The organism is Patulibacter minatonensis DSM 18081 (genome assembly GCF_000519325.1).
GTDB classification, from domain to species: Bacteria; Actinomycetota; Thermoleophilia; order Solirubrobacterales; family Solirubrobacteraceae; genus Patulibacter; species Patulibacter minatonensis.
The window spans coordinates 834,578-858,752 of the sequence record NZ_KI912613.1 but is presented as its reverse complement, the minus strand read 5'-3'; the positions used below and the strand labels follow the sequence as shown (position 1 = coordinate 858,752).

General features: G+C 75.0%; 19 protein-coding genes. 10 read left to right on the top strand and 9 right to left on the bottom strand.

Translation table 11 applies throughout. From position 1 onward, the window contains the following. Window positions 1-21 precede the first annotated feature (21 nt). A complete protein-coding gene (locus tag PATMI_RS0103980) occupies window positions 22-933 on the top strand; it encodes a DUF7064 domain-containing protein (RefSeq protein ID WP_026909937.1) in 912 nt (303 codons plus the stop codon). Window positions 934-959: 26 nt separating this feature from the next. Here PATMI_RS0103980 and PATMI_RS27230 read toward each other — a convergent pair whose 3' ends face one another. Continuing rightward, window positions 960-2,156 carry a LuxR C-terminal-related transcriptional regulator gene (locus PATMI_RS27230; protein WP_051471026.1) on the bottom strand — a complete coding sequence of 399 codons (1,197 nt, stop codon included), beginning with the start codon at window positions 2,154-2,156 and terminating at the stop codon, window positions 960-962. Between the two features lie 243 nt (window positions 2,157-2,399). On the opposite strand from PATMI_RS27230, the gene PATMI_RS27225 reads away from it, so the two are divergent. Genes PATMI_RS27225 through PATMI_RS0103955 form a run of 4 tightly spaced genes read left to right on the top strand, consistent with a single transcriptional unit; the run spans window position 2,400 to window position 8,769 of the window. After that, a complete protein-coding gene (locus tag PATMI_RS27225; RefSeq protein WP_036725195.1) occupies window positions 2,400-4,247 on the top strand; it encodes an AMP-dependent synthetase/ligase in 1,848 nt (615 codons plus the stop codon). Next, window positions 4,244-5,275 carry a phosphotransferase family protein gene (locus tag PATMI_RS0103965; protein WP_026909936.1) on the top strand — a complete coding sequence of 344 codons (1,032 nt, stop codon included), beginning with the start codon at window positions 4,244-4,246 and terminating at the stop codon, window positions 5,273-5,275. The genes PATMI_RS27225 and PATMI_RS0103965 overlap by 4 nt, the downstream gene beginning before the upstream one ends. Beyond that, a complete protein-coding gene (locus PATMI_RS0103960) occupies window positions 5,275-7,194 on the top strand; it encodes a helix-turn-helix domain-containing protein (protein ID WP_026909935.1) in 1,920 nt (639 codons plus the stop codon). The genes PATMI_RS0103965 and PATMI_RS0103960 overlap by 1 nt, the downstream gene beginning before the upstream one ends. A 27-nt stretch (window positions 7,195-7,221) precedes the next feature. Continuing rightward, window positions 7,222-8,769 (top strand): AMP-binding protein, encoded by a 1,548-nt coding sequence (locus PATMI_RS0103955; RefSeq protein WP_026909934.1) that lies wholly within the window; start codon window positions 7,222-7,224, stop codon window positions 8,767-8,769. 109 nt (window positions 8,770-8,878) lie between these two features. Here PATMI_RS0103955 and PATMI_RS0103950 read toward each other — a convergent pair whose 3' ends face one another. Continuing rightward, the gene (locus PATMI_RS0103950; RefSeq protein WP_281171341.1) at window positions 8,879-10,087 is read right to left on the bottom strand and encodes a phytoene desaturase family protein; all 1,209 of its coding nucleotides are present in this window, start codon (window positions 10,085-10,087) and stop codon (window positions 8,879-8,881) included. Window positions 10,088-10,095: 8 nt separating this feature from the next. Here PATMI_RS0103950 and pdxR point away from each other — a divergent pair, with 8 nt between their 5' ends. Further along, window positions 10,096-11,499 (top strand): MocR-like pyridoxine biosynthesis transcription factor PdxR, encoded by a 1,404-nt coding sequence (gene pdxR / locus PATMI_RS0103945; RefSeq protein WP_026909932.1) that lies wholly within the window; start codon window positions 10,096-10,098, stop codon window positions 11,497-11,499. Window positions 11,500-11,574: 75 nt separating this feature from the next. On the opposite strand, the gene PATMI_RS0103940 is transcribed toward pdxR, so the two are convergent. Both PATMI_RS0103940 and PATMI_RS0103935 read right to left on the bottom strand, forming a co-directional pair. Continuing rightward, on the bottom strand, window positions 11,575-12,717 hold the full coding sequence (locus PATMI_RS0103940) for an acyl-CoA dehydrogenase family protein (protein WP_026909931.1): 1,143 nt from the start codon (window positions 12,715-12,717) through the stop codon (window positions 11,575-11,577). A gap of 16 nt (window positions 12,718-12,733) precedes the next feature. Next, the gene (locus PATMI_RS0103935; protein ID WP_026909930.1) at window positions 12,734-13,213 is read right to left on the bottom strand and encodes a MaoC family dehydratase; all 480 of its coding nucleotides are present in this window, start codon (window positions 13,211-13,213) and stop codon (window positions 12,734-12,736) included. 307 nt (window positions 13,214-13,520) lie between these two features. Between PATMI_RS0103935 and PATMI_RS27220 the strand changes: the two genes are divergently transcribed. Beyond that, on the top strand, window positions 13,521-14,963 hold the full coding sequence (locus tag PATMI_RS27220; protein ID WP_051471025.1) for an MFS transporter: 1,443 nt from the start codon (window positions 13,521-13,523) through the stop codon (window positions 14,961-14,963). Between the two features lie 69 nt (window positions 14,964-15,032). Here PATMI_RS27220 and npdG read toward each other — a convergent pair whose 3' ends face one another. From npdG to PATMI_RS0103915, 3 genes are all read right to left on the bottom strand, one after another. Further along, window positions 15,033-15,707: an NADPH-dependent F420 reductase gene (gene npdG / locus PATMI_RS0103925; protein WP_036726860.1), complete on the bottom strand. Its 675-nt coding sequence runs from the start codon at window positions 15,705-15,707 to the stop codon at window positions 15,033-15,035. 213 nt (window positions 15,708-15,920) lie between these two features. Beyond that, window positions 15,921-16,514, bottom strand: coding sequence for a TetR/AcrR family transcriptional regulator (locus PATMI_RS27215; RefSeq protein WP_051471024.1), 594 nt, complete (start codon window positions 16,512-16,514; stop codon window positions 15,921-15,923). Between the two features lie 20 nt (window positions 16,515-16,534). Continuing rightward, the gene (locus PATMI_RS0103915) at window positions 16,535-17,626 is read right to left on the bottom strand and encodes an acyl-CoA dehydrogenase family protein (RefSeq protein WP_026909928.1); all 1,092 of its coding nucleotides are present in this window, start codon (window positions 17,624-17,626) and stop codon (window positions 16,535-16,537) included. Between the two features lie 192 nt (window positions 17,627-17,818). Between PATMI_RS0103915 and PATMI_RS0103910 the strand changes: the two genes are divergently transcribed. Continuing rightward, window positions 17,819-18,613: an enoyl-CoA hydratase-related protein gene (locus PATMI_RS0103910; protein ID WP_026909927.1), complete on the top strand. Its 795-nt coding sequence runs from the start codon at window positions 17,819-17,821 to the stop codon at window positions 18,611-18,613. A 389-nt stretch (window positions 18,614-19,002) separates the two neighbouring features. On the opposite strand, the gene PATMI_RS0103905 is transcribed toward PATMI_RS0103910, so the two are convergent. Both PATMI_RS0103905 and PATMI_RS0103900 read right to left on the bottom strand, forming a co-directional pair. Then, complete coding sequence (locus tag PATMI_RS0103905) at window positions 19,003-20,181, bottom strand: acyl-CoA dehydrogenase family protein (RefSeq protein ID WP_026909926.1); 1,179 nt, start codon at window positions 20,179-20,181, stop codon at window positions 19,003-19,005. Window positions 20,182-20,265: 84 nt separating this feature from the next. Next, window positions 20,266-20,841, bottom strand: coding sequence for a hypothetical protein (locus PATMI_RS0103900; protein WP_026909925.1), 576 nt, complete (start codon window positions 20,839-20,841; stop codon window positions 20,266-20,268). A 173-nt stretch (window positions 20,842-21,014) separates the two neighbouring features. On the opposite strand from PATMI_RS0103900, the gene PATMI_RS0103895 reads away from it, so the two are divergent. Together PATMI_RS0103895 and PATMI_RS0103890 are read left to right on the top strand one after the other, a co-directional pair. Continuing rightward, complete coding sequence (locus tag PATMI_RS0103895; RefSeq protein ID WP_026909924.1) at window positions 21,015-22,061, top strand: LLM class F420-dependent oxidoreductase; 1,047 nt, start codon at window positions 21,015-21,017, stop codon at window positions 22,059-22,061. 116 nt (window positions 22,062-22,177) lie between these two features. Continuing rightward, a complete protein-coding gene (locus PATMI_RS0103890) occupies window positions 22,178-24,139 on the top strand; it encodes an AMP-binding protein (protein WP_026909923.1) in 1,962 nt (653 codons plus the stop codon). Window positions 24,140-24,175: the final 36 nt, after the last annotated feature.

Below are 24,175 nucleotides of genomic sequence, written 5' to 3'. Positions count from 1 at the left end.
CGCCCCGCCCGAGAGGACCACATGACCGTCAGCACGCTCACCGCCCAGGACGACCTCCGCCACCGCGTCCCGGAGGGCGTGAAGGGCCGCGACAGCCTCTTCTGGAACCTGATCCTGCCGGAGGAGGAGCTCGGGCTGCAGGTCTACACGATGGTCGACCACAACGGCTGGGCCGGCCGGCAGCTCGCCGTCTTCGGCCCCGGGCCGGAGCCGGTGGCGCTGGAGATGGAGCACGGGATCAAGGTCCCCGACGATCAGGACTTCGACGCCTGGCGCGTCGGCGGCCTGGAGATCGACCTGCCCGAGCCGCTCACGCGCGCGGAGATCCGGTACGCCGGTGACGGCGTCTCGTTGGAGTACTCCTACACCGGCCTGCACGCGCCGTTCAGCTACACCCGCAACCCGGTCGGCTGTCCGCAGTGGATGGCGATCGACCGGTTCGAGCAGACCGGCAGGGCGACCGGGACGCTGCAGGTCGACGGCCGCACGATCGACTTCGACACGCTGGTGCACCGCGACCACTCGTGGGGGCGCAGGAACTGGCGCTTCCCGCACCACTGGAAGTGGCTGTGCGCGCAGACCCCCGACGGCGTCGGGCTCAACGCGATGCTCTGGATCGCCCGCGGCGAGCTCGGCGTCAACGGGTACGTGCTGCGCGACGGCGAACCGGTCGCGTTCACCGGGGTGCGGCAGTCGGCGAGCTACGACGACGACATGACCCAGCGGCACCTCGAGGTCGAGTTCGACGACGAGCGGGGCGGCACCACCGCGATGGTCATGGACCGCTACGCCGTCGTGAACATGCCGTTCGGCACCGACACGACGGTGACCGAGGCCGCCTGCACCGTCACGATCGACGGCGTCCCGGGCCACGGCCAGTGGGAGTGCCTCTGGCCGACCTCCTACGTGCAGCACCTCGCCGCGACCGAGTAGCGCCCGGCGGTGCCGGGCGGCGCGGCTCAGCTGGCCTCGTCCCCGCCCATCGTCAGGCGCAGGTAGCGAGCGATCGCCTCGGCGCGGTTGCCCGCCCGCAGCTTGCGGAGGATCCGCTTGACGTGCGACTTCACGGTCGCGTCGGAGATCACGAGGTGCTGGGCGATCCGGGCGTTCGTCGCGCCGGTCGCCATCAGCCCGAGGACCTCGAGCTCGCGGGAGGTCAGGAGCGCCTCGATCCGCGACCCCGGCAGGTTCGACGGGGCCTGCAGCCCGGCGCCCTGCAGCACGGCCGGGGCCTCGGGCGGCCGGCTGGCGAGCTCGATCTCGGCGTTGGCGAGGTCCTCGAGGACGGTCGACACCGTCTCCATCGCGCGGCCGACCTGCTCGCGCTGCTCCCGCAGCCGCGTCAGCAGCACCGCGCGCTCGAAGACGTGCCCGAACGCCTCGGTGAACGCCCACAGGACCTCGCGGTCCAGGTCGGTCACCGGCGCGTCCTCGTGGTCCGCGTGCAGGAACCCGATGACCCGGCCCGTCGGCATCAGCGGCGCCGCGACGTAGGAGTCGAGCCCCGACGCCTCGGCGAACGGCCGGTACACCCGGTCGTCGTCGGCGGAGTGCACGATCGCGGCGGAGCGCCGGCGGACCATCTCGTTCTCGAGCAGCAGGTGCCCGAGGGGGATCTCCGGGGTGCCGGCGAGCCACTCGCGGAACCGCTGCTCGAACTCGCGGTCCGACGACGCGAAGCTCTTCCACGGGCGCCACGACGAGTCCTCGACGCGGGAGAGCATCGCCCGGCCGAACCCCCCGCTGACGACCAGCGCCTCGCAGACGCGGGACAGGAGCTCCTGCGGGTCGTGGACGAACCGCAGCGGGGCCAGGCCCTGCTCCAGCGCGTCGAAGCGGTCGCGGCGCTCGCCGCGCTCCTGGTCCTGCACGTCGGAGCGGAACGACTGCAGGTCGACGAGGAGCATGCCCAGAGCGCCCGGATCGGCGTCGACCCCGTCGGAGAGCCGCTCGACGACCGAGGACGACGCGACGTCCGCGCGGGCGGCGACGAGCTCGAGCGCCGCGTCGTCGTCCTCCCCGACGCGGTCGGCCGGGTCGAGGAGCTCGTCGGCGGCCCGCAGCAGCCGGATGCCGCGGCGCTGCAGCGCGGCACGGCGCCGACCGACGGCTGAGCGCGGGGCGCACGGCGCGGTCGGTGAGTGGGCCGGCGGCATGCACCCAGTCCTACCCGGCAGGAGGGAGGGGGAGGAAGGGGCCCGTCCGGCCACCGCTGGCGATCCCCACAACGGAGGACCCCGATCCTCCCCCGGAGGTCCCTGGCACCCGATCTGCGCGCCAGAATGAGACATCGTTCACACGTGGTCGATCCAGTCGACCGCTCGTGAGAAGCACAGGACGCGGGGGCCGTGCGAACCATCGTTCACGCGATCGACGCCCCGCGGGAGAAGGGACGCAGGATGAGCGGACATGACGCGATCACCGAGGTGCTCGGCCGGCCGACGGTGGCGGCGGCGTTCTTCGCGGCGGCGGACGCCTACGGCGACCGTCCCGCGGTGCGGGAGCACGGCGCGGATCGGGCGCTGACGTTCCGGGAGTGGGCGGCCGGGGCCTCCGAGGTCGCCGCGGGCCTGCACGCGGTCGGCGTCCGTCCCGGGCAGCCGGTCGCGCTGCTCCTCGACAACGACGCGGACTTCCCCGTCTGCGACATGGGGTCCGTGGTGCTCGGGGCCGTCCCCTTCTCGCTCTACAACACCGCGCCGGTCGAGCAGCTGCTGGAGAACATCGACAACTCCGAGGCCCCGGTCGTGATCGCCGGCGCGCGCTACGCGTCGGTCGCCCGGGAGCTCGTGTCGCTGCGCCCGCAGGTCATCGGCACGCTCGTGATCGTCCCCGCCGAGGGCGTCGCGGTCGACCCCGCGGGGGCGGTCCCGGGCGAGGTCGGCCTCGACGAGCTGCTGCGGCGCGGACGTGCGGCCGGCGACTTCGACGCCCGCGAACGCGCGACGTCGGTGGCCGAGGACGACCTCGTGACGCTCGTCTACACCTCGGGCACCACCGGCCCGCCGAAGGGCGTGCAGTACCGCCACTCCGGCGTGATGTTCATGATGCGCGCGTTCCGCGAGCGGCTCGGGCTCTCGCCGGACGGCCGGGTCGTGCCGTACCTGCCGATGGCCCACATCGCCGAGCGGCTCCTCGGGTACTACATGGGCATGGCCTACGGGGCGACGCAGACGCTGCTCCCCGACCTCTCCCGGCTGCCGGAGGCCCTGCGCGAGGTCCGGCCGACGCGGTTCTTCGGCGTCCCGCGGATCTACGAGAAGCTCCTCGTCGCCGCCGAGGCCTCCGCCGCGCGGGCGGCCGGCCCCGACGGCGTGGCGGCGCTCGACGCGCTGCTCGACGAGCGCATGCCGCGGATCGCGGAGGACGGGCCGCTCGAGGACCCGCAGGCCGGCGTCCCCGAGGCCGCACGGGCCGCGTTCGACGCCGCGCGGGAGGAGACCGGGCTGGATCGGGCGGAGTGGCTGATCATGTCCGGCGCGCCCTGTCCCGCCCCGCTGCTGCTGCGCTTCCACGCGCTGGGGATCCGCGTCAACGAGCTCTACGGGGGCTCGGAGAACATCTCGGCGACCGCCAACCCGCCGGAGGCCATGCGCCTGGGCACCGCCGGTCGCGCCTTCCCGGGGGTCGAGCTGCGGCTGGCGGACGACGGCGAGGTCCTGCTGCGCGGTCCGAACATCACGCCGGGCTACCTGAAGGACCCGGAGCGGACGGCCGAGGCGCTCGATCCCGAAGGCTGGCTGCACACGGGCGACGTCGGCGTCCTCGACGCGGACGGCTACCTGAAGATCGTGGACCGCAAGAAGGACATCATCATCAACTCGGCCGGCAAGAACATGTCGCCGACGAACATCGAGTCCGCGATCAAGCTCGCCGCGCCGCTCGTGGCGCAGGTGGTGTGCGTCGGCGACGCCCGGCCGTACAACGTCGCGCTGCTCGTCCTCGATTCCGACGTGCTGCGGACCTTCGCCGACCGGAACGGCCTGCCGGGCCGGACGCCCGCCGAGCTCGCCGACGACCCGGTCGTCCGCGCAGAGCTGGAGCGGATCGTCGCGGCCGGCAACGGCCGACTCTCGCGGGTCGAGCAGATCAAGCGGTTCGTGGTCGTCCCCGCCGAGTGGACGCCCGGCGGCGAGGAGCTGACCGCGACGGGCAAGCTCAAGCGTCGCAGCGTGACGACGCTCTACGCCGACCGGATCGACGCCCTGTACGCCCCCGCCCACACCGCCACCGGAGCAGCCCGATGACCACCGAGCAGACCGCCCCCGCCGTCGACCGCGCCGCGCTGGAGCGCTGGCTGGTCGACCGCGACCTGCTCGACGGGATCACCGACCTGCGGCCGATCGGCGACGGCCACTCGAACATCACGCTGCTCGTCGGCGACGGGACCCGCAGCGTCGTGGTCCGTCGTCCGCCCCCGCCGCCGCTGCCGCCCGGCGCGCACGACGTGCTGCGCGAGGCCCAGGTCCTCCGGGCGCTGGAGGGCACCGGCGTCCCGGTCGCGCGGGTCCTCGGCGTCGACGACGTCCCCGAGGTCGCGGACGTCCCGATGTACGTGATGGGCCACGTCGACGGGATCGTCCTGACCGACGACACCCCCGCCCCGCACGCGGACCCGACCTCCCGCCGGCACGTGGCCGAGGGGCTCGTCGACGCGCTCGCGGCGCTGCACGACGTCGACTGGCGCGCGCAGGGCCTCGAGGGCTACGGCAAGGCCGACGGCTACCTGGAGCGGCAGCTCCGCCGGCTCGGGAGGCTCAACGAGGGCGGCGAGCAGCCCGAGGGGCTCGAGGAGCTCGGGGCGTGGCTGCGGGACACCATGCCGGCGAGCGGCCCTGCGACGATCGTGCACGGCGACTACCGGATCGGCAACGTCATGGTGCGGCCGCAGGACGCGCAGCCGATCGCGGCGATCCTCGACTGGGAGCTCGCGACGATCGGCGACCCGCTCGCCGACCTCGGCTACCTCGTCGCGACCTGGGCGTCCCCCGGCGCGCCCGAGCATCCGCTGACCCGGCTCTGCATGGTCACGACCGAGGACGGCTACCCGTCGCCCGACGAGCTGACGGCGCGCTACGCGGAGCGCACGGGCCGCGACGTCGCGGAGCTCCCGTGGTACGCGGCGTTCGCCCTGTGGCGCCTGGCGGTCCTCTTCGAGTACGGCCGGCGCCGCCACGCCTCCGGCGACGGCGACCCGTACTACGCGGATCCGACGATGGTCGCCGAATTCGTCGCCGCCGGGCGTACGATCGCAGGATCGCGAGACGACGCCTGATGGCCACCATCGACACGACCGTCCGCCCGCTCGCCGGCGACGGGGCGGCCGGCTCCGGCGCGGGCCGGCTCCGGTCGGCACCGCTCGGCGCACCGGCCGCGGTCGACGGGGACCCGGCCGGCGCGGTCCCGCCGACCCTCGGCGGGTCCTGGCCGGACGACCCCGCCCGCCGCGCCGCCCGCGCGTTCGGCGAGGTCCTCGCCGCGGCCGGCGATCGCGAGGGACTCGACGCCGTGCTGCGGCCCGCCGCCGTCGCGCTCTGCCGGCTGACCGGCGTCGGACGCTGCAGCCTCTACCTGCTCGACGCCCGGACCGGCCGCTTCCGGGGGCGCCTCGGACACCCGCGGTCGCTGGACCCCGCGGTCAAGCGCCTGACGATGGCCGGGCCGTCCGACGCCCTGACCGCCGACGTCCTGCGCACCGGGGCGCCGGTCGCGGTCGCCGACGTCGACCGCGATCCCCGGGCCACGCGCAGCGCGATGCGCGACCACCACGTCCGGTCGGTGCTCGGCGTCCCGATGGTCCACGCCGGGCGGGTGCTCGGCCTCGCCTACGTCGACGACGAGGGCCGCCGACACGAGTTCACGCCCGAGCAGCAGGCGGCCGCCGCGGCGTTCTGCACGCTCGTCGCCCGCTGGATCGACCGCTCGCTCCGGGTCGCCCAGCTCGGCGTCACCCGCGACGAGCTCGCGCGCGAGCGCACCGTCGTGCGCCGCGCGACCCTCGTCGAGCGGCGCCTGGCGGAGGTCGCGGACGGCACCGTCGACGAGATCCTCACCGTCGTCGCGGAGCTCGCCGGCCGGCCGGTCGAGGTCGTCGACGGGTCCGGCGACCTGGTCGCCCGCAGCGCCCCCGGGACGACGGACGGCGCGACCCTCGGCACCACGGGCTCGCGGGGCGTGCTGCGGCGGATCGCGGACGTCGAGGACGGCCAGGGCCGCCTCGTCGAGCCGGACCTCGCGATCGGGCTCACGCACCGCTGCATGGCCGCGCCGCTGTCGGTCGACGGGGGCTCCCGCGGGTTCGTCGCGCTGGTCGAGCAGGGGACGCGCGTCGGCTCGTTCGACCTGCTGCTCGCGGTCCGGGCCGCGGCCGCGCTGACCGCCGCCGGTCGTCGCCGGCGGACGGTCGACCTGGCCCGCGACGACGCGCGTGCGCTCCTGTTCGCGCAGCTGCTCGGCGAGCGCCTGCACGGGGGCGACGTCCCCGATCTGGCCGCCCGGCTCGGCGTCCACGACGGTCCGCGGCTCGTCGTCACCGTCGAGCCGACGCCGGCCGGCGGCGCCGCGGCGCTCGAGGACGCGCTCCGCCCGTCCGGCGCCGCGGCCGTCCAGCTCGCGGACGGCGTCGCGCTCGTCCTCGACGCCCCGCTCGACGTCGCGTCCCGCGCCGCCGCGGCGGCCACGCGCGACGAGGTCGTCCGGGTCGCCGGGAGCCTCGGTGCGGGCGCCGACACGGTCGTCGGCGTCTCGTCGGTCTGCCGCGACCTCGACGGGCTGCCGCGGGCGCTCGACCAGGTCCGGGCGCTGCTGCGGTCCGCGGGGCAGCTCCGCCCGAGCGGCGTCGACGGGCCGTCGGGACTCACCGTCGACGAGCTCGGCCCGGCGCGCCTGCTGCTCACGGACGCCTCCGACGCGGGCCGGATGGGCGAGGAGCTCCTCGGCCCGCTCCTGGACCCCGATCCGTCGGTCCGGGATCTCCTGCGGACGCTCACGACGTTCTTCGCCTGCGCCAGCAGCATCCGCGGGACGGCGACCGAGCTCGACGTCCACGAGAACACGGTGCGTCACCGCTTCGGGCGGATCCGGACGATGACCGGCCTCGACGTCGCCGGCGACGTCGACGACCAGCTGATGGCCCGGGCCGCGCTGTCGGCGCTCCGGCTCGCCGGGGCGACGGTCCTCACGTTCGACGACTGACGTCCCGGGCGGCGGTAGCGTCGGTCCGTGGCCGTCGACCTGCCCCGCATCGCCGCCCTGCGGCCCGCCCACGACGCGTTCGGGATCGCCGGGGCGTCCCCGCGCCGCACGTTCGGCGACCTCGACGAGCGCTCGCGCCGGCTCGCCGCGTCGCTCGCCGGCCTGGGGGTCGGGCCCGGCGACGTCGTCGCCGTGCTCCTGGAGAACGTCCTCGAGTGGGCGGACGTCGTCTGGGCGGGCCTGCGCAGCGGTCTGCTCGTCGCGCCGCTGAGCCACCACCTGCCGCCCGAGGGCCTGCGGCGCGTGCTGACGATCGCGGACCCCGCGGCGGTCGTCGTCTCGGCCGGCTGCGCGGAGCTCGCGGACGCGGCGCTGGCGGGCGGCCTGCCGCGGAGCGACGGCGACGGGCCCCGCGTGCCGCTCCGGATCGCGGTCGGCGGCGGACCGGGCCTCCCGCTGGAGGACCTGATCGCCGGTGCGCCCGCGACGCCCGCACCGGAGCGCGCCGGGGCCCGCATCGTCTACACGTCGGGCACCACGGGACCGCCGAAGGCGATCCGCGAGCAGCTGCCCGACGGCGACGCCCCGCTCCGGCTCGGACCGCTGATGACGGCCGTCGGCATCGACCGCGACGCGGTCGTCCTCTCGCCGGGGCCCGCCTACCACTCGGCCCCGTTCGGGTTCACGACGTCGGTGCAGCGCCTCGGCGGGACGGCGCTGTCCATGCGCCGCTTCGACGTCGACGGCGTCGTCCGCGCGGTGGAGGACGAGGCGGTCTCGCACCTGCAGCTCGTCCCGACGATGCTCCACCGGATCCTGCGCGACCCGTCGGCGGTCGACCGGCTCCGCGCGTCCGGCGGCCTGCGCGGGATCGTGCTGGGCGGCGGCGCCTGCGCGGCCGGGCTGAAGGCGGAGGCGCTGGACCGCCTCGGGCCGATCGTGCACGAGTACTACGGCGCCAGCGAGGGACTCGGGCAGACCTACGTCGGGCCCGCGGACGCCGCCGCGCGCCCCGGCACCGTGGGCCGTCCGGTCAAGGGCAGCGTCCACGTCACCGGGCCGGACGGGACGGAGCTGGCCGCGGGCGCGATCGGCCGGGTCTGGTTCGGGGGCGGCCGGGACGTCACCTACGAGGGCGACGACGCGGCGACCGCGGCGGCCCGCGACCCCCGCGGCTGGAGCACCGTCGGCGACCTCGGCCACCTCGACGAGGACGGCTTCCTCTACCTCGACGGGCGCGAGTCGCAGGTCGTGGTCACCGGTGGCGTGAACGTCCACCCGCAGCACGCCGAGGACGCCCTGCTGGCCCACCCGCGGGTCGCAGACGCGACGGCGTTCGGCGTGCCGGACGACGAGTGGGGCGAGCGCCTGGTCGCGATCCTCCGACCGGTCGACGGCGACGCGGGCGACCTCGTCGCGGACCTCCGCGAGCACCTCCGCGCGGAGCTCGCCCAGCCGGCGGCGCGCCCGCGGGAGCTCCGGATCGTCGCCGAGGTCCCGCGCGCGGCGGGCGGCAAGGTCGACGTCCCGGCCGCGCGGGCCGCGTTCGCCGATGCGCGCGCGGGGGGCGCCTGACGGCCGGGCGTCGCCGCTGCGACCGACGATGCGCGCCCCCGCGGACCGCCGCGGCGACCGGTGGTCCGACGATCCGTGCCGCCGCGGACGACCACGGCGCGCGCCGGCCTCAGCCGACGCCCGCCGGCACCGCCGCGGTCGCGAGCGTCGCGGCCTCCACGCCGCTCGCCCACGCGACCTCGCTGAGGAGCCCGGGCGCGGCGACCATGTCGCCGGCCAGGAAGACGCCGTCGCCGCGGTCGACCGCCGGGCGGTCGCGCCACGTCGTCCCCGGCAGGTCCAGCGCGCCGGAGCGCCCGTCCATCACCTGGCGACGACGCCACGTCACGCGGTCGCGCCAGCCCTCGACCGACGCGTCGAGCAGGCGCTCCAGGCGCGCGGCGGCCGCGTCGGCGTCCTCGTCGGGCCGCATCGGCATCTGCGCCTGGAAGAGCTCCTCGCCGTCGGGCGCGAGCGTCGGGTCCGGGGCGGTGAAGCGCTCGACCCACCCGGCCTCGTCGAGGTCGAAGACGATGAACGGGTCGCCGCGGCGGGTCCTGAGGCCGAGGTCGAGGCAGAGCGTCCGGCCGCTCGTCCACGTCACCGACGGGTCGCCGAGCAGCCGGGCGGCCTCGTGGAGCTCCGTCGCGACGACGACCGGACCGTCGGGCAGCTCGGTCACCCGGGCCCCGGTCCGCACGTGGACGCCGAGCTCCCGGGCCCGGGACTCCATCGTCGCGACGAGCGCCGACCAGCCGCCGATCGGGTACCGCACCGTCGGCGGCGGGCTCAGGAGCGTCCGGACCGTCCGCGGCCACACGAACGCCGCCGACAGCGACCCCGGGTCGTGGTGGAACGTGTAGACGCCGGCCGCCGCGCTCAGCATCGCCGCGGTCTTCTCGTCGGAGTGGTCGGCGACCCACTCGCGGAAGGACCGGTCGACCGGGGCATCGCGGCCCCGCAGCCGCAGGACCGTCGGGACGGCGGCCAGGGGCGGGGTGCGGCGCAGCTCGCCCTCCCAGCGCACGCGCATCCCGGAGAACGGCGGGCGGGCGCACGCGGGCAGCAGGCCGCGCTCGTCGAGCCACGCCCAGAGCGGCCCGTCCTTGTAGAGCACGTGCGGGCCGAGGTTCGCCCGGTACGGGCCGTCGGTGCTGCGCGCGCGGCCGCCGGTCTCCTCGTGCGCCTCGAGCAGCGCCACGCCCGCGCCCCGCTCGGCCGCCGTGATCGCCGCGCTGAGCCCGGCGATGCCGCCACCGATCACCGTGATGTCCGCCATGGGAACCCCTCCGTCCGTCGTGTGCGACCGACCGTACGGCGTAGCTGGATCGGCGTACAGTGCCAGTGATGGGCGACCAGAGGGGTCCAGTCGGGGGGCTGCCGGTCGAGGTCGACCCGGAGGACCCGCGGCCGCTGCACGAGCAGCTCGAGCAGGGGATCCGCGCGGCGGTGCGCGACGGCCGGCTCGCGCCCGGCCAGGCGCTCCCTTCGACGCGGGGGCTCGGCGCCGAGCTGGGGCTCTCGCGCGGCGTGATCTCGGCGGCCTACGCGCAGCTCGCGGCCGAGGGGTACCTGCTGCTCCGGCAGGGCGCCCCGGCGCGGGTCTCCGACGCGATCCGCGGCACCACCGCGCGGCCGGCGGCCCGGTCGCTCGCGCGGGCGTTCGCCTACGACCTGCGGCCGGGGCTGCCGGACCTCGTCGGCTTCCCCCGGCAGCGCTGGCAGCGAGCGCTGGCTCGCGGGTGGGCCGGCGCGCCGGCGGCGACGCTGGGCGAGGTCGACCCGCGGGGCGTGCCGCAGCTGCGCGACGCCCTGGCCGCGTACCTCGACCGCGCCCGGGGGACGTCCGCGGACCCGGAGCTGATGCTCGTCTGCACCGGGTTCACGCAGGGGCTGTCGCTCGTCTGCCGGTGGCTCCGGGAGTACGGGGTGGACCGGATCGCGACGGAGGACCCGGGCTGGCACCCGCACCGGCTCGTCGCCGAGCAGGCGGGCCTGCAGGTCGTGGGGCTCCCGGTCGACGAGGACGGCGTGGACGTCGCGGCGCTCGAGGACTCGGGTGCCACGGTCGTGGTGCTGACCCCGGCCCACCAGTTCCCGACCGGCGCGGTCCTCGCCCCGGAGCGCCGTCGCCGGCTGGTCGAGTGGGCGGAGACGCACGACGGGCTGATCGTCGAGGACGACTACGACTCGGAGCTCCGGTACGACCGCACCGCCGTCGGCGCGTTGCAGGGCCTGGCGCCCGACCGGGTCCTCCACGTCGGCTCGGCGGGCAAGCGCCTGGCGCCGGGGCTGCGACTGGGCTGGATGCTCGTCCCGTCGTGGCTGATCTGGCCGCTCGTGACCGCGAAGGCGATCGAGGACCAGGGGTCGGAGGTCCTGGGCCAGCTGGCGTTCGCCGACCTGCTGTCCACGGGCGACCTGGACCGGCACCTGCGCCGCATGCGCCTGCGGTACGCGGAGCGGCGCGTCCGGCTCCTGCGCGCGGTGGAGCACCACCTTCCGGGCGTGCGGACGGGCGACGACCCGGCGGGCCTCCACGAGCTGCTGCTCCTGCCCGACGGGACGGACGAGCCGGCGGTCCTCGCCGCGGCGGCTCGTCGCGGTGTCGGGCTGGAAGGCCTCGCCCTCCACCGCCACGACGGCCGCGCCGGCCGGCCGGGCGTCCTGGCGGGCTACGCGGCGACCACCCCGCCGGCGATCGACCGCGCGATCGCCCTCCTCGCCGAGGCGGTCGCCGAGGTCGGCTGACCCCGGGTGCCCCGGGCCTCGCCGCGGTCCGGCGCGATCCGGACCCGAGACGCCCGGGGCGGGCCCGGCCCTCTGTCAGAGCCCGAGGCTCTTCCCGATGATCTCCCGCTGGACCTCGTTGGCGCCCCCGTAGATCGGGGGCGCGAGCGCGATCCGGACGTGGCGCTCCATGTCGTACTCCTTGGCGTAGCCGTAGCCGCCCATCAGCTGCATGCCCTCGAGCGCCGCGTGCTTGGAGACCTCGGTGGCCTTGAGCTTCGCCATCGACGCCTGCCGGTTGACGGCGCGGGGGAGCTTCAGGTGGTCGTGCTGGTCAACGTGCTGGGCGACGTCGTAGGTCAGCGCGCGGGCGCACTCGACCTCGGTGGCGAGGTCCGCGATGCGGTGGCGGACGGCCTGGAAGCTGCCGATGGTGCGGTTGAACTGCTGCCGCTCGGACACGTACGAGATCAGGTCGTCGAGGGCGCGCTGGGCGGCGCCGACGGACATCGCGGCGATGATCAGCCGCTCGACCGCGAGCCCCGGCATGAGCTGCGACCAGGCCTCGCCCTCGCGGCCGACGAGCGCGGCCCCGGGGACCCGGCAGTCGGTGAAGAACAGGTCGTTGACGGTGCGGGCCTCCATCGTCTCGATCGCCCGGACCTCGAGTCCCGGGTGATCGGTCGGGACCTGCAGCAGCGTCAGCCCGTGGTGGCGCTCACCGCCGGTGCGGGTGAGCACGAGCACGTGGTCGGAGACGTGCGCGATCGAGCACCAGGTCTTCTGGCCGTCGATCACCCAGTCGTCGCCGTCGCGGCTCGCGCGGCAGCGGGCGCCGGCGAGGTCGGACCCGGCGCCGGGCTCCGACAGCGAGATCGCCTCGAGCCGGCCGCGGCAGATGCCGCCGAGGGTCTCGTGCTTCTGCTCCTCGGTCGCCCAGCGCAGGTAGCTCTGCCCGGCGGTCAGCGACGTGGAGTACCCGGTGACGGGGATCTGGCCGTGGATCGTGTGCTCGAGGAACAGGCACTCCTCGACCATCCCCATCCCGCCGCCGCCGTAGGCCTCGGGCAGGGACACGCCGAGCCAGCCGAGCCCGCCGAGCTCGTCGAGGATCTCCCGGTTGTTGGCCTGGGTGTCGCAGAGGGTGAGGGCGTCGCGCTGCTCGCGCGTCCCGGCGCGCTGGCGGCAGTAGTCGGCGACGGCGTCGACGAACGCCTGCTGGTCGGTGTCGAGGATCATGCGGTTCCGGTCGGGATCAGGTGGTCGTGAGCGGCGGTGCCGCTGCGCCACGGAAGAGGACGACGGCGTCGGCGACGCACGCGGGGCGATCGGAGCCCTCGAGCTCGAAGGTCTGCTCGATGGCGACGCGCATCCCGGCGTCGGTGTCGGTGACGGCGGTGACGCGCGCCCGCATCCGCACCCTGCCGCCCTCGGGCACGGGCTGCAGGAAGCGGACCCGCTCGAAGCCGTAGTTCAGGCCGAGCCCGACGTTCCGGACGGTCCAGAGCTCGTAGAGCATCTTCGGTCCGAGCGAGAGCGTGAAGAGCCCGTGGCCGATCGTGCCGGGGAGCCCCATCGCGCGGGCGTGGTCGCCGTCGAGGTGGATCGGCTCGTCGTCGTCGGTCGCCTCGGCGAACAGGGCGATGCGCTCCTGCGTGACGCGGTGCCAGGCGCTGACGCCGAGGTCGCGTCCGGCGAGGGCCCGCAGGGCGTCGTCGCCGTCGATCTCCACCATCTCGTCCTCCTCCTGGGTCCGGTTCCGCGCCCGTGGTCCGGGTCGCCGTGCTGCGACGCTAGATCCGGGGACACCCGGCGACGACGGGGCGATCACCGCCGCTTGGTGGGGCCGACAACGCCGCGACGCGGACGGCTGGAGATCCGCCCGTGGTGCGGGTCGACAGCGGGCGCGCGCGGATGCCTCCGCCGGAGGACCGCGGGGTGCGACGCTCGCCGCACGCCTCCCGGGAGCACGCCGGCCCGGGCGCGCCGACCGGTCGTGCGCCCACCGCACGCGCCCGCGCGGCGCCCGAGGCGCCCGTCGCATGCCCCGTCCATCCGCCACGCACGACACCCCGGCCGGCCGCACGGCGTCGCCCCGCGTCGTCTTCGCGGTCCTCGCGGCCGCGACGACCGCCTACTCGATGATGCAGTCGCTGGTGATCCCGGCGCTGCCCCAGATCCAGCGGGAGATCGGCGCGTCACCGGACGCCACGGCGTGGCTCATCACCGCGTTCCTCCTGGCGTCGGTGGTGGCGACCCCGACGCTCGGCCGCCTGGGCGACCTGCTCGGCCTCCGCCGGATGCTCCTGATCGTCCTCGCGTGCCTGTCGGCCGGCACGGTCCTGTGCGCCGTCTCGACGTCGCTGCCGGGGCTGATCGCCGGGCGCACGCTGCACGGCGTCGGGGGCGCGGTCTTCCCGCTGGGCTTCGCGATCGTCCGCCACCAGCTGCCGCCGAAGAAGGTCGCCGGCGCGCTCGGCACGCTCTCGGCCCTGCTCGGGCTGGGCGGCGCGCTGGGAGTGGTCCTCGCCGGGATCCTCACCGAGCACCTCTCCTACCAGGCGCTCTTCTGGCTGCTCCTGCCGTGCTACCTCGTCGTCTGGGCGGCGGCCGTGTGGACGATCCCGCGGATCCCGCCGCAGGCGACGGGCCGGGTCGACCTCGTCGGCGGGGTGCTCCTGGGGGTCGGGCTCGTCGTCGTCCTCCTGGCGGTGACGTTCGCGAACCGCTGGGGGTGGACCTCGCTCCGCACGCTGGGCTGCGCGGCGGCGGGGGCGCTCGTCCTCGTCGTGTGGGCCCGCGACGCGCTCCGGCGCGACGAGCCGCTGATCGACGTCCGGTCGCTGGGTCGCCGTGGGCTCTGGACCGCGAACGCCGTGGCGTTCCTGTTCGGTGTCGGCCTCTACACCGCCTTCGCGCTGATCCCGCAGTACGCGCAGGAGCCCGGGCCGCTGGGGTTCGGCACCAGCCCGCTGGGCGCGACGGTCTACCTGCTGCCCTGGACCGCGCTGAACATGGCGGTCGGCGTCGCGGCCGGGCGGATCGAGCGGCGGGTCGGCGCGCGCCCGCTCCTGACCGCGGGCGCCGTCGCGTCCGCCACGGGGTTCCTGCTGCTCGTGGTCGCCCGCGACGACGCGATCGGGGTCCTCGTCGCGTCGGGCCTCGTCGGCTTCGGGATCGGCGCGGCCTTCGCCTGCCTGCCGACGCTGGTCGTGCAGCACGTCCCGCCGGCGGAGACCGGGGAGGCCACCGGCGTCAACACCGTGGCCCGGATGATCGGCGGGGCGCTCGGCGGCCAGGTGGCCGCGGCGCTCCTCGTCGGCGGCGGCGACGGCGACCCGACGCGCGCCGGGTACGCGGGGGCGTTCGCGGTCGGCCTGGTGGCGATGACCGCGGCGCTCGCGCTGTGCGCGCTGATCCCCGGTCGCGGCAGGCGGTCAGCGGTCGGGGTGACGGGGACGGGGCAGGCCGCACCGGCCGACTGACGGCGGTCGCGTCCCGCGGTCGGGGACGCCGGCACCGGTCGACCGGACGGTCGACGCCCGCGGGGTCGCTCAGACCCCGGTGATCGTGACGCCGGAGTGCGTCTTGTAGCGGATGTTGATGCCGATCAGGAGCGGCGTCAAGCCCTCGACGATGCGGGACATCTCGAGGCGCCCGGCGTCGACCGGGCGCAGGCCGGAGCCGATCTTCTCGATGAGCTCGATCACGGGCTCCTTGTCGGCCTTGCGGTCGCCGCAGACCAGGGTGTCCTGGTCCAGCGCGGCGTCGAGGTCCTCGAGCGACGCACCGGAGATCGTGTGCAGGGCGGAGACGACGCGCACGCCCTTGGGGACGAGCGACTGGGTCTGCTGGGCGGCGGAGCCCTGCCAGACGCCGAGGAGCTGGGTCGGCTTGCCGCCGATGGCCGGGCCGATCGGGACCGTCACGTCGACGACGATCTGGTCCTCGCGGAGCGCCTCGGCGACGCTCTTGACCGTGCTCGCGGACGACGCGAACGGCACGGCGATGAAGACGATCCGCGCGGCGGCCGCGGTCGCCGCGGCGTTCTCGTCGCCCGTCACGTCGGCGCCGGGGACGAGCGCCAGGGCGCGCTCGGCGGCCTCCTGCGCGCGACCGGCGTCGCGGGAGCCGATCACGATCGGCACCCCGGCCTTCGCCAGCCGGACCGCCAGGCCGAAGCCCAGGTTGCCGGTTCCGCCCAGGATCGCCACCGTCTCGTTGCTCATCTCGTCCTCCACGTCGTTGCCGTGGGGAGCGACGCCGGCGGGCGGCGCGTCCCCGTGCGCCCCGGCCCGCGGCGCGGAGCGTTCGCAACGATAGTCACGAGCCCGCGACGTCGTCCTCGTGCCGACGGGCGCCACCGTCGGATCCCCCTATGCCCGCTGCCCGCCGCGCGGCGGCGTTCCCCCCGGCCGGGCGGGGGACGGACGACGCCGGGCTCAGGCGGCGGAGGGCCGCTTCGGCGCGACGGCCACCGGCGCCGGCGAGTCCAGCGCGTCGAGCCCGTCGATCGCCAGGCGGTACAGCCACTCGACGAGGTCGTCCGCCGCCCGCGCCGGGGCGGGCCAGAAGACCACGGAGTGCAGCAGGCCGATCGCGGCCTGCGAGCCGATGGTCACGGCCTCGGGCGTCGCGTCCGGGTAGCACCGGGCGATCGTCTCCTCCCAGTACGCGGCGTGGTCGCGCATGCGGCGCGTGAACAGCCGGCGCCAGGGGTCGACGAGGAAGCGGTGCTCGTGCGCGAACACCGAGACGAGCGCGCGGTGGTCGACGACGAAGCTCGCGTGGGCGCGGATCAGGAAGTCGAGCTCGTCGCGCGGGGTCGCGAAGCGCGTCGCCGGGCGCACCGTGACGAGGTCCATCGCCTCGTCGAACACGGTCGCGAGGATCTCGTCCTTGCCCTTGAAGTGCCGGTAGACCGCCGGGCCGCTGACGCCGGCACGCCGGCCGATCTCGTCGATCCCGACGCCGTGGAAGCCCCGCTCGTGGAACAGCTCCGCCGCGACGTCGAGGATCTTGCGCTGTCGGGACACGGGCACAGGGTACCGGCGGCTCAGCCCGCGGCCGGGGCGGTGAGCCCGGCGATCGCGGCCACGCGGTCGTGGTAGCCGGCGGCCGATCCGGCGATCCGGGCGTCGGCCTTGATGCGCTTGAACGGCAGCTGGAGGTCGTGCTCCCACGTGTAGCCGATGGCCCCGTGCAGGAACAGCGCCTTGTCGGCGACGTCGTTGAGGTTGTCGGCCGCGAAGGCCTTGGCGACCCAGGCGTGCAGCAGCGCGTCGTCCTCGCCCTCGTCGAGCGCCCAGGCCGCGTAGCTCACGGCCGCACGGGTCGCCTCGATCGGCACCGCCATCTGCGCGGCGTAGTGCTTGACGGCCTGGAACGAGCCGACGGCGACGCCGAACTGCTTGCGCTCCTTGACGTACTCGACGGTGGTGTCGAGGCACCACTGCGCCGCCCCGAGGGCGTCGGCGGCGACGAGGACCGCGACCTCTGCGGTCAGGCGCTCCGCCCGCTCGCGGGAGAGGGTGCCGACCGCCGTGGCGGCCGCCCCCGACAGCGCGACGGACCACACCGGGCGGGTGTGGTCGGTGAGCGTGCGGGGCTCGACGGTCGCGTCGTCGCCCTCGATGCGCCACACGGCGAGGTCGCCGTCGGTGCCGTCCGCGACGAGCGCCACGAAGGTCTTCGCGGACCCGCCGGGCAGGGCGACGAGGCCGAGCTCGCCGGACGCGACGTCCCCGTCGACCTCCACCCCCCCGGGCCGGTCCAGCGGCCGGCGCAGGTCCGCCAGCAGCGCGACGCCGTTCTCCGGATCGAGGGCGGCCTCGGCGCCCGCGTCGTCCCCGGCGCCGGCGAGCACGAGGGCCGCGAGCGTCGCGGACCACAGCGGGGCGTCCGGCACGCTGTCGTGGCCGAGCTGCTCGGCCAGGAGCGCGCGCTCGAACACGCCGCCGCCCTCGCCCCCGGCCTCCTCCGGGACACCGATCCCGAGCCAGCCCTGCTCGCCGACGAGGCCCGTCAGGTCGTCGCCCTCGCGGTCGAGCGCCCAGCGGCGGATCGCGGCGATCGGCGCGTGGCGCTCGATGGTTCCCTGGAACGCCTCCCTGAGGAACGCCTGTTCGTCGGTGAGCGTGACGCGCATGCCCGGGACCATAACGATCGTTCACGCCCGGAGGTGGGTCTTTCCCCCGGCCGTTGGCGGACCATCCAGCAGGCGTCCCCACCGGCCGCTCCGCGATTGTGGCTCTCCACGGCGGGCGGTCGCCGTTCTAACGATCGTTCACATGATCGGTGTAGGGTCTGGAGCCGAGCAGTTTCCGACGAGAGGAGAGCCATGACGGACTTCGAGGACATCACCTACGAGGTGGAGAACGGTCTCGCGACCATCACGATGAACCGCCCCAAGCGGTTGAACTCGTTCCGCGCCCAGACGGTCGACGAGCTGGCGCTCGCGTTCAAGAAGGCGTGGGCCTCCAGCGACGTCGGCGCCGTGTGCCTCACCGGCGCGGGTGACAAGTCGTTCTGCACCGGCGGCGACCAGAAGCAGCGCGAGGAGACCGGCGACTACGGCCCCTCCAACAGCGGCCTGTTCGAGATCGACACGCTCCACCGCGCGATCCGCGACACCCCGAAGCCCGTCATCGCGGCCGTCAACGGCTTCGCCATCGGCGGCGGCCACGTCCTGCACGTCCTCTGCGACCTCACGATCGCCGCGGACCACGCGAAGTTCGGCCAGGTCGGCCCGCGCGTCGGCTCCTTCGACGCCGGCTTCGGCTCCAGCTACCTCGCCCGCGTCGTCGGCGAGAAGCGCGCCCGCGAGATCTGGTTCCTCTGCCGTCAGTACACGGCGCAGCAGGCGCTGGAGTGGGGCCTCGTCAACGCCGTCGTCCCGGCCGACCAGCTGAAGGCCGAGGTCCGCAAGTGGGCGGACGAGATCGTGTCGCTCTCGCCGACCGCCCTGAAGGTCCTGAAGCAGTCCTTCAACCAGGACACCGAGCAGTTCGCCGCCATCGGCCAGGCCGCGTTCACGACCCTGAAGATGTTCACGGAGTCGGACGAGGCCAAGGAGGGCATCCACGCCTTCAACGAGAAGCGCAAGCCGGACTTCTCGCCCTACCGCGGCAACTGAGCGGGCGGCGCCAGGCGCACGTAGACGCTTCGAATCTGGGGCCGCGACGAGCTCGGCAGTGCTGGCGCACAGCTCTCGCACGACGCGCCCCCACCTTCTCGGTCTACGTGCACCTGGCATCCACCCGCACCGCGTAGGCGGCGCCAGGCGTCCGTGGACGCTTCGAATCTGGGGCCACGAGCACCTGACATCCACCCGCACCGCGTAGGTGGACGAGAACGACGAAGGGCCGGCTGATCGCCGGCCCTTCTTCGTCCGGTTCTGCGTTGTCGTCGCATCCCGACGCGAACGCAGAACCGGAGACACCCCGGCCGCCGTCGGTACGGCCGCTCGCCTCGGCACCCCGGCCCGCCGACGGTGTGCGGCCCGCCGTCGGCGCGCCTCCCGCCTCAGCCCCGCGGAAGTCCGAGCACGCGCTCGGCGACGATGTTGCGCTGGATGAACGTCGTGCCGCCCGCGATCGAGGTGCCGCGGCCCTGGTAGGAGAGGCGCTGCCACGCGGCGGTCTCGCCGTCCTCGTGCACGAACGGGTCGAGCTGGCCCGCCAGGCCGTGGAGGTCGACCGCGAAGTCGGCCATGTCCTCGACGAGGGGCCCGGTGAAGAGCTTGGCGATCGACGCCTCGGCGCCGGCGGTGCCGTCGGCGAGCTTCGTGATCATCCGCTTGGCGTTGATCCGCTGGATCGCGGTGCGGCCGTAGAGCGCGGCGGCCTTCCGGCGGACGGCGACGTCGTCGACGAGCGGGTTCCCGTCGAGGTCCTCGCCCTCCTTGATCTCCTCCACCAGCTGCCGCACGAGGCGCGCGACGTTCACGCGGCCGGTGGCGAGCGTCAGGCGCTCGTACCCCAGGGTCGCCATCGCGACCTTCCAGCCGGCGTCGACGTCGCCCATCCGCAGCGTGTCCGGGACCACCGCGTCGTCGAGGAAGACCTCGTTGAACTCCGGCTCGCCGAGCATGTGCTCCAGCGGCCGGACGACGACGCCCGGCTGGTCCATCGGGATCAGGAAGTACGTGATGCCCTTGTGGCGCGGCCCGCCGCCGGTGCGCGCCAGGCAGATCCCGTAGTCGGCGATCTGCGCGCGGCTGGTCCAGACCTTCTGGCCGTTCAGCACCCACTCGTCGCCGCGCTTCTCGGCCTTCGTCTCCAGCGACGCGAGGTCCGATCCGGCGCCGGGCTCGGAGAACAGCTGGCACCAGATCTGGTCGCCGGTGAGGATCGCCTTGAGCATCTCCGAGCGCTGCTCGGGCGTGCCGAAGTCCACGATCGTCGGGCCGGCGAAGTCCTCGCCGACGGTGTTCAGGCGGTCCGGGGCGCCGGCGCGGTCGGCCTCCTCGCGGAAGATCGCCTGCTGCTGCAGGCTCGCCCCGCGGCCCCCGGCCTCCTCCGGCCACGACATCCCCGCGTAGCCGGCGTCGTAGAGCTTGCGCTGCCACCGCCGGAAGTTCGGCAGCCGCTCCTCGAACGAGGCGTTCGGGGCGTCCGTCGGCTGGTCGGCGACCGCGGTCTGGAGCCAGGCGCGGACCTCCTCGCGGAAGGCGGCGTCGGCGGGATCGTCACGGAAGTCCACGGCGGCACGCTACCACGCGGATGAACGATCGTTCACGTGCGTCCTCCGGGGCCGTTGTGCGTTCCGACGGCGCCCCGGGACCGCTCAGCCCGTCCAGCGCCACGAGGCGGCGAAGTCCCGCAGCAGCTCCTCGCTCCGAGGGTCGTCCACCGTCGTGACGAGCTGGATCGAGTAGAGCTCGCCCTCGTGGAGGGCGATGACCTGCCGTCCGAGGAGCCGCTTGCCCTGCTGGGTCCGACGGATCAGCACCTGGCGCGCCTCCGTCCCGTCGAGCCGCAGCACCGGCCCGCGCGTGACCTCGACCGCGGGGTCGTCCTTCGCCGCGTCGTACGCCTGCGCCTCGAGGTCCGCGATCGAGCGGGGCCCGTACGTCGGCGCGCGGCTCCGGAGCACGAGCAGGGTGCTCTTGTAGCCCGTCGCGGAGGTGTCCGCGGCCGCGATGTCGTAGCGCGTCCCGCCGTTGTCGACCTGGTCCGAGATGTTGCCCCAGCGGTCCGGGACCTGCGCGGTGAACTTCAGGCCGACGGCCTTCTGCGACGACGCGGCGGTGGTGGTCGCGGGCGGCTTCCCGTCGTCGTCGCCGGACCCGCCGCAGCCCGCGAGGCCGGCGGCGACGATGCACGCGACGGCGAGGGCGAAGGGGCGGGTCGGTGCGCGCATCGGGGTCAGCCTAGAGCCGGGGCGACCGCGGGGCTCCGGTGCGTGCCGCGGGGCCGCGCGCCGATCGGTGCGCGGCCGCGGCCTCGCGGCGCCGCCCGGCTGGCCGTCCGGAGGACCAAGATGCCCCCAACGAGGGGAGTCCGGGATCGCCGTCCGCGGATAGCGTCCGCGACATGCGCCTCGGCCTCCACATCGCCTACTGGGGTCTCGGCCTCGACGCCGACGACCAGATGCGTCTGGTGAAAGAGGCCGAGGACCTCGACTTCCAGTCCGTCTGGGTCGGGGAGGCCTACGGCTCCGACGCCCCGACGATCCTCTCGTGGATCGCTGCGCGCACGTCGAAGATCGAGGTCTGCTCCGGCGTCTTCCAGATGCCGGCCCGCTCGGCGGCGATGACCGCGATGACGGGCGCGACGCTGGACCAGCTGACCGGTGGGCGCTTCCGGCTCGGTCTCGGCACCTCCGGCCCGCAGGTCGCCGAGGGCTGGCACGGCGCGCGGTTCGACCGGCCGCTGACCCGCACCCGCGAGTACATCGACGTCCTGCGCATGGCGTGGCGTCGCGAGAAGGTCCGGTACGACGGCAAGACGATCCAGCTGCCGCTCCCCGACGGCCCCGGCAAGCCGCTGAAGCTGACGATCCACACGCACGAGGACCGGCAGATCCCGATCTACCTCGCCGCGCTGGGCCCGCAGAACACGACCCTCTGCGGCGAGATCGCGGACGGCTGGCTGCCGGTCCTGTTCTCGCCGGAGAACGTCGGCACGACGAAGGGCCTGCTCGAGAAGGGCGCCGAGAAGGCCGGGCGCTCCGTCGACGACATCGCGATCGCACCCATCTGCTACTCGGCGGTGATGGACGACATCGACGACGCCCGCGACGCGGTCCGGCCGATGACGGCGCTGTACGTCGGCGGCATGGGCTCGCGCGAGAAGAACTTCTACAACACGCTCGTCCAGAAGTACGGGTTCGAGGACGCCGCGAAGGAGGTCCAGGACCTCTACCTCGACGGCAAGAAGGAGGAGGCCATGGCCGCCCTCCCCGCGGAGCTGATCGACACCGTGTGCCTCGTCGGCACCCCCGACTCCATCGGGGACCGCCTCCGCGCCTACGCCGACGCCGGCGTCGAGCAGCTCCTCGTCAACCCGATCGGCGACACCGTCGAGGACCGCGTGCAGCAGCTGCGCCACCTGGCCCGGGCGGGCGTCGCGGTCGCCTGAACCGGGGGCCGGGGGACACCGCTCCTCCGGCCGTCCCCCGGACGTACCCCGGTCGGCGGACCACCGTCCTCCCCCGGGGCGTTGCCCGTCGGGGGCCCGGGGAGCAGCATGCGGCCATGGAAGAGTTCGCGTGGGACCCGACACCCAAGCGGATCGCCGAGGCCAACGTCACGCGCCTGATGGCCCGTGCCGGGTCGGGGTCGATCGACGAGCTCCGCCGCCAGTCGGTCGCGGACGTCGACTGGTTCTGGGACCTCGTCGTCTCCGACCTCGGGATCGCCTTCCACGAGCCGTACTCCACCGTCCACGACAGCGCGGGCGGGGCCGCCTGGACGAGGTGGTTCGTCGGGGGCCGCCTGAACGTCACCGACGCGGCGCTCGACCGCTGGGCGCGCGACCCCGAGCGGGCCGACACGTCCGCCCTCGAGTACGAGGGGGAGGACGGCACGCGGCGCCGCCTGAGCTTCCGCGAGCTCGCGGCCGAGGTCGACGCGCTCGCCGCCGGCCTCCGCGCGCGCGGCGTCGAGCGCGGGGACGCCGTCGCGGTCCACCTCCCCGCGATCGTCGAGGCCGTGGTCGCGGCCTACGCCGTCGCCAAGATCGGCGCGCTGTTCGTGCCGCTCCGCGTCGGCGCCACGGCCGCGCAGCTCGCCGTCCGCCTCGACGACGCCCAGGCCGAGGTCGTGATCACCACGGACTGGCGCTGGCGGCACGGGCGCCAGGTCCCGCTGAAGGCCGACCTCGACGAGGCGGTGGTCCTGTGCGACGTCGTGGAGACCGTCGTCGTGGTCGAGCGGCCCGAGACCACGATCCCGACCCTCCGCCGCGCACGCGACACCACGTGGAGCGCCGTCCTCGACCACGCCGCCGGTCCCCAGGAGGCCGAGTGGATGGGTGAGGAGGACCGTCTGATGCTCGCCTACACCGCCGGCGCCACCGGTCCTCCGAAGGGAGCCGTCCACACGCACGCCGGGTTCCTCGTCAAGGCCGCGTCGGAGCTCGCCTACGGCTTCGACGTCCGGCCCGGCGACGTCGTGCTCTGGGCCGCGGACCCGGGGTCGCTGATGGGGCCGCTCAGCACCGTCGGGACGCACGCGGCAGGCGGCACCCTGCTGCTCTACGAGGGCTCGATCACGGAGCCCTCGGCCGACCGGCTCTGGGCCCTGGTGGCGGACCACGAGGTCGCGGTCGTCGGGGTCTCGCCCGCGATGACCCGCGCCCTGCGCGCCCACGGCGACGACGCGCCCGCCGCGCACGACCTCGGGTCGGTCCGCGTCTGGGGCTCGACGGGCGAGCCGTGGGACGAGGACTCCTACCGGTGGCTCAGCAGCACCGTCGGACTGCTGCGCGCGCCGGTGATCAACGTCTCGGGCGGTGCGGAGGTCGGGGGCTCGTTCCTCTCCCCCTACGTGGTGGAGCGGATCCGCCCGTGCTCGCTCGGCGGGCCGTCGCTCGGGATGGAGGTCGACGTCTTCGACGCCGAGGGTCGCCCCGTCCGCGGGCAGCTCGGGGAGCTCGTCTGCCGGCAGCCGTGGCCGTCGATGCCGCGGGGTCTGTGGGGCGACCCGGACGGCTACCGGGCGACGTACTGGTCGATGTACCCGGAGGTCTGGCGCCAGGGGGACTGGGCGAAGGCCGACCTCGACGGCGAGTGGTACCTGCTCGGACGCTCCGACGAGGCGATCGGCGTGGAGGGCAAGCGCGTCGGGCCCGCCGAGGTCGAGGGCGTCGTCCTCTCGCACGCGGCCGTCGCGGAGGTCGCGGTGATCGGGGTCCCCGATGCGCGGCGCGGCGAGGCCATCTGGTGCTGGTGGAGCCCCGTGGACCCCGCGGCCCCGGACGAGTCGGACGCCCTCGCCGCACTCGTGGAGCACGAGCTCGGCCCGGCGTTCGCGCCGGCCCGGGTGATCCGGGTCGACGAGCTGCCCCGCACGCGGACCGGGAAGGTCATGCGCCGGGCGATCCGGTCGGTCGCCGGGGGCGGGAGCCCGGGCGATCTGACCACGGCCGTCAACCCCGGGGCGTTCGACCAGATCGCGGCCGTCTCGCGGGTCGCTCAGCGCCCCGCCGTGGCCTGAGCGGGGAGCCTCCGTCGCCCGGCGGATCCGGGCGTC

What these genes read in the sequence shown, in the direction of transcription:
- PATMI_RS0103980 (WP_026909937.1), top strand. Translation starts at nt 22, where the DNA reads ATGACCGTCAGCACGCTCACCGCCCAGGACGACCTCCGCCACCGCGTC.
- PATMI_RS27230 (WP_051471026.1), bottom strand. Translation starts at nt 2,156, where the DNA reads ATGCCGCCGGCCCACTCACCGACCGCGCCGTGCGCCCCGCGCTCAGCC.
- PATMI_RS27225 (WP_036725195.1), top strand. Translation starts at nt 2,400, where the DNA reads ATGAGCGGACATGACGCGATCACCGAGGTGCTCGGCCGGCCGACGGTG.
- PATMI_RS0103965 (WP_026909936.1), top strand. Translation starts at nt 4,244, where the DNA reads ATGACCACCGAGCAGACCGCCCCCGCCGTCGACCGCGCCGCGCTGGAG.
- PATMI_RS0103960 (WP_026909935.1), top strand. Translation starts at nt 5,275, where the DNA reads ATGGCCACCATCGACACGACCGTCCGCCCGCTCGCCGGCGACGGGGCG.
- pdxR (WP_026909932.1), top strand. Translation starts at nt 10,096, where the DNA reads ATGGGCGACCAGAGGGGTCCAGTCGGGGGGCTGCCGGTCGAGGTCGAC.
- PATMI_RS0103940 (WP_026909931.1), bottom strand. Translation starts at nt 12,717, where the DNA reads ATGATCCTCGACACCGACCAGCAGGCGTTCGTCGACGCCGTCGCCGAC.
- PATMI_RS0103935 (WP_026909930.1), bottom strand. Translation starts at nt 13,213, where the DNA reads ATGGTGGAGATCGACGGCGACGACGCCCTGCGGGCCCTCGCCGGACGC.
- PATMI_RS27220 (WP_051471025.1), top strand. Translation starts at nt 13,521, where the DNA reads ATGCCCCGTCCATCCGCCACGCACGACACCCCGGCCGGCCGCACGGCG.
- npdG (WP_036726860.1), bottom strand. Translation starts at nt 15,707, where the DNA reads ATGAGCAACGAGACGGTGGCGATCCTGGGCGGAACCGGCAACCTGGGC.
- PATMI_RS0103915 (WP_026909928.1), bottom strand. Translation starts at nt 17,626, where the DNA reads ATGCGCGTCACGCTCACCGACGAACAGGCGTTCCTCAGGGAGGCGTTC.
- PATMI_RS0103910 (WP_026909927.1), top strand. Translation starts at nt 17,819, where the DNA reads ATGACGGACTTCGAGGACATCACCTACGAGGTGGAGAACGGTCTCGCG.
- PATMI_RS0103900 (WP_026909925.1), bottom strand. Translation starts at nt 20,841, where the DNA reads ATGCGCGCACCGACCCGCCCCTTCGCCCTCGCCGTCGCGTGCATCGTC.
- PATMI_RS0103895 (WP_026909924.1), top strand. Translation starts at nt 21,015, where the DNA reads ATGCGCCTCGGCCTCCACATCGCCTACTGGGGTCTCGGCCTCGACGCC.
- PATMI_RS0103890 (WP_026909923.1), top strand. Translation starts at nt 22,178, where the DNA reads ATGGAAGAGTTCGCGTGGGACCCGACACCCAAGCGGATCGCCGAGGCC.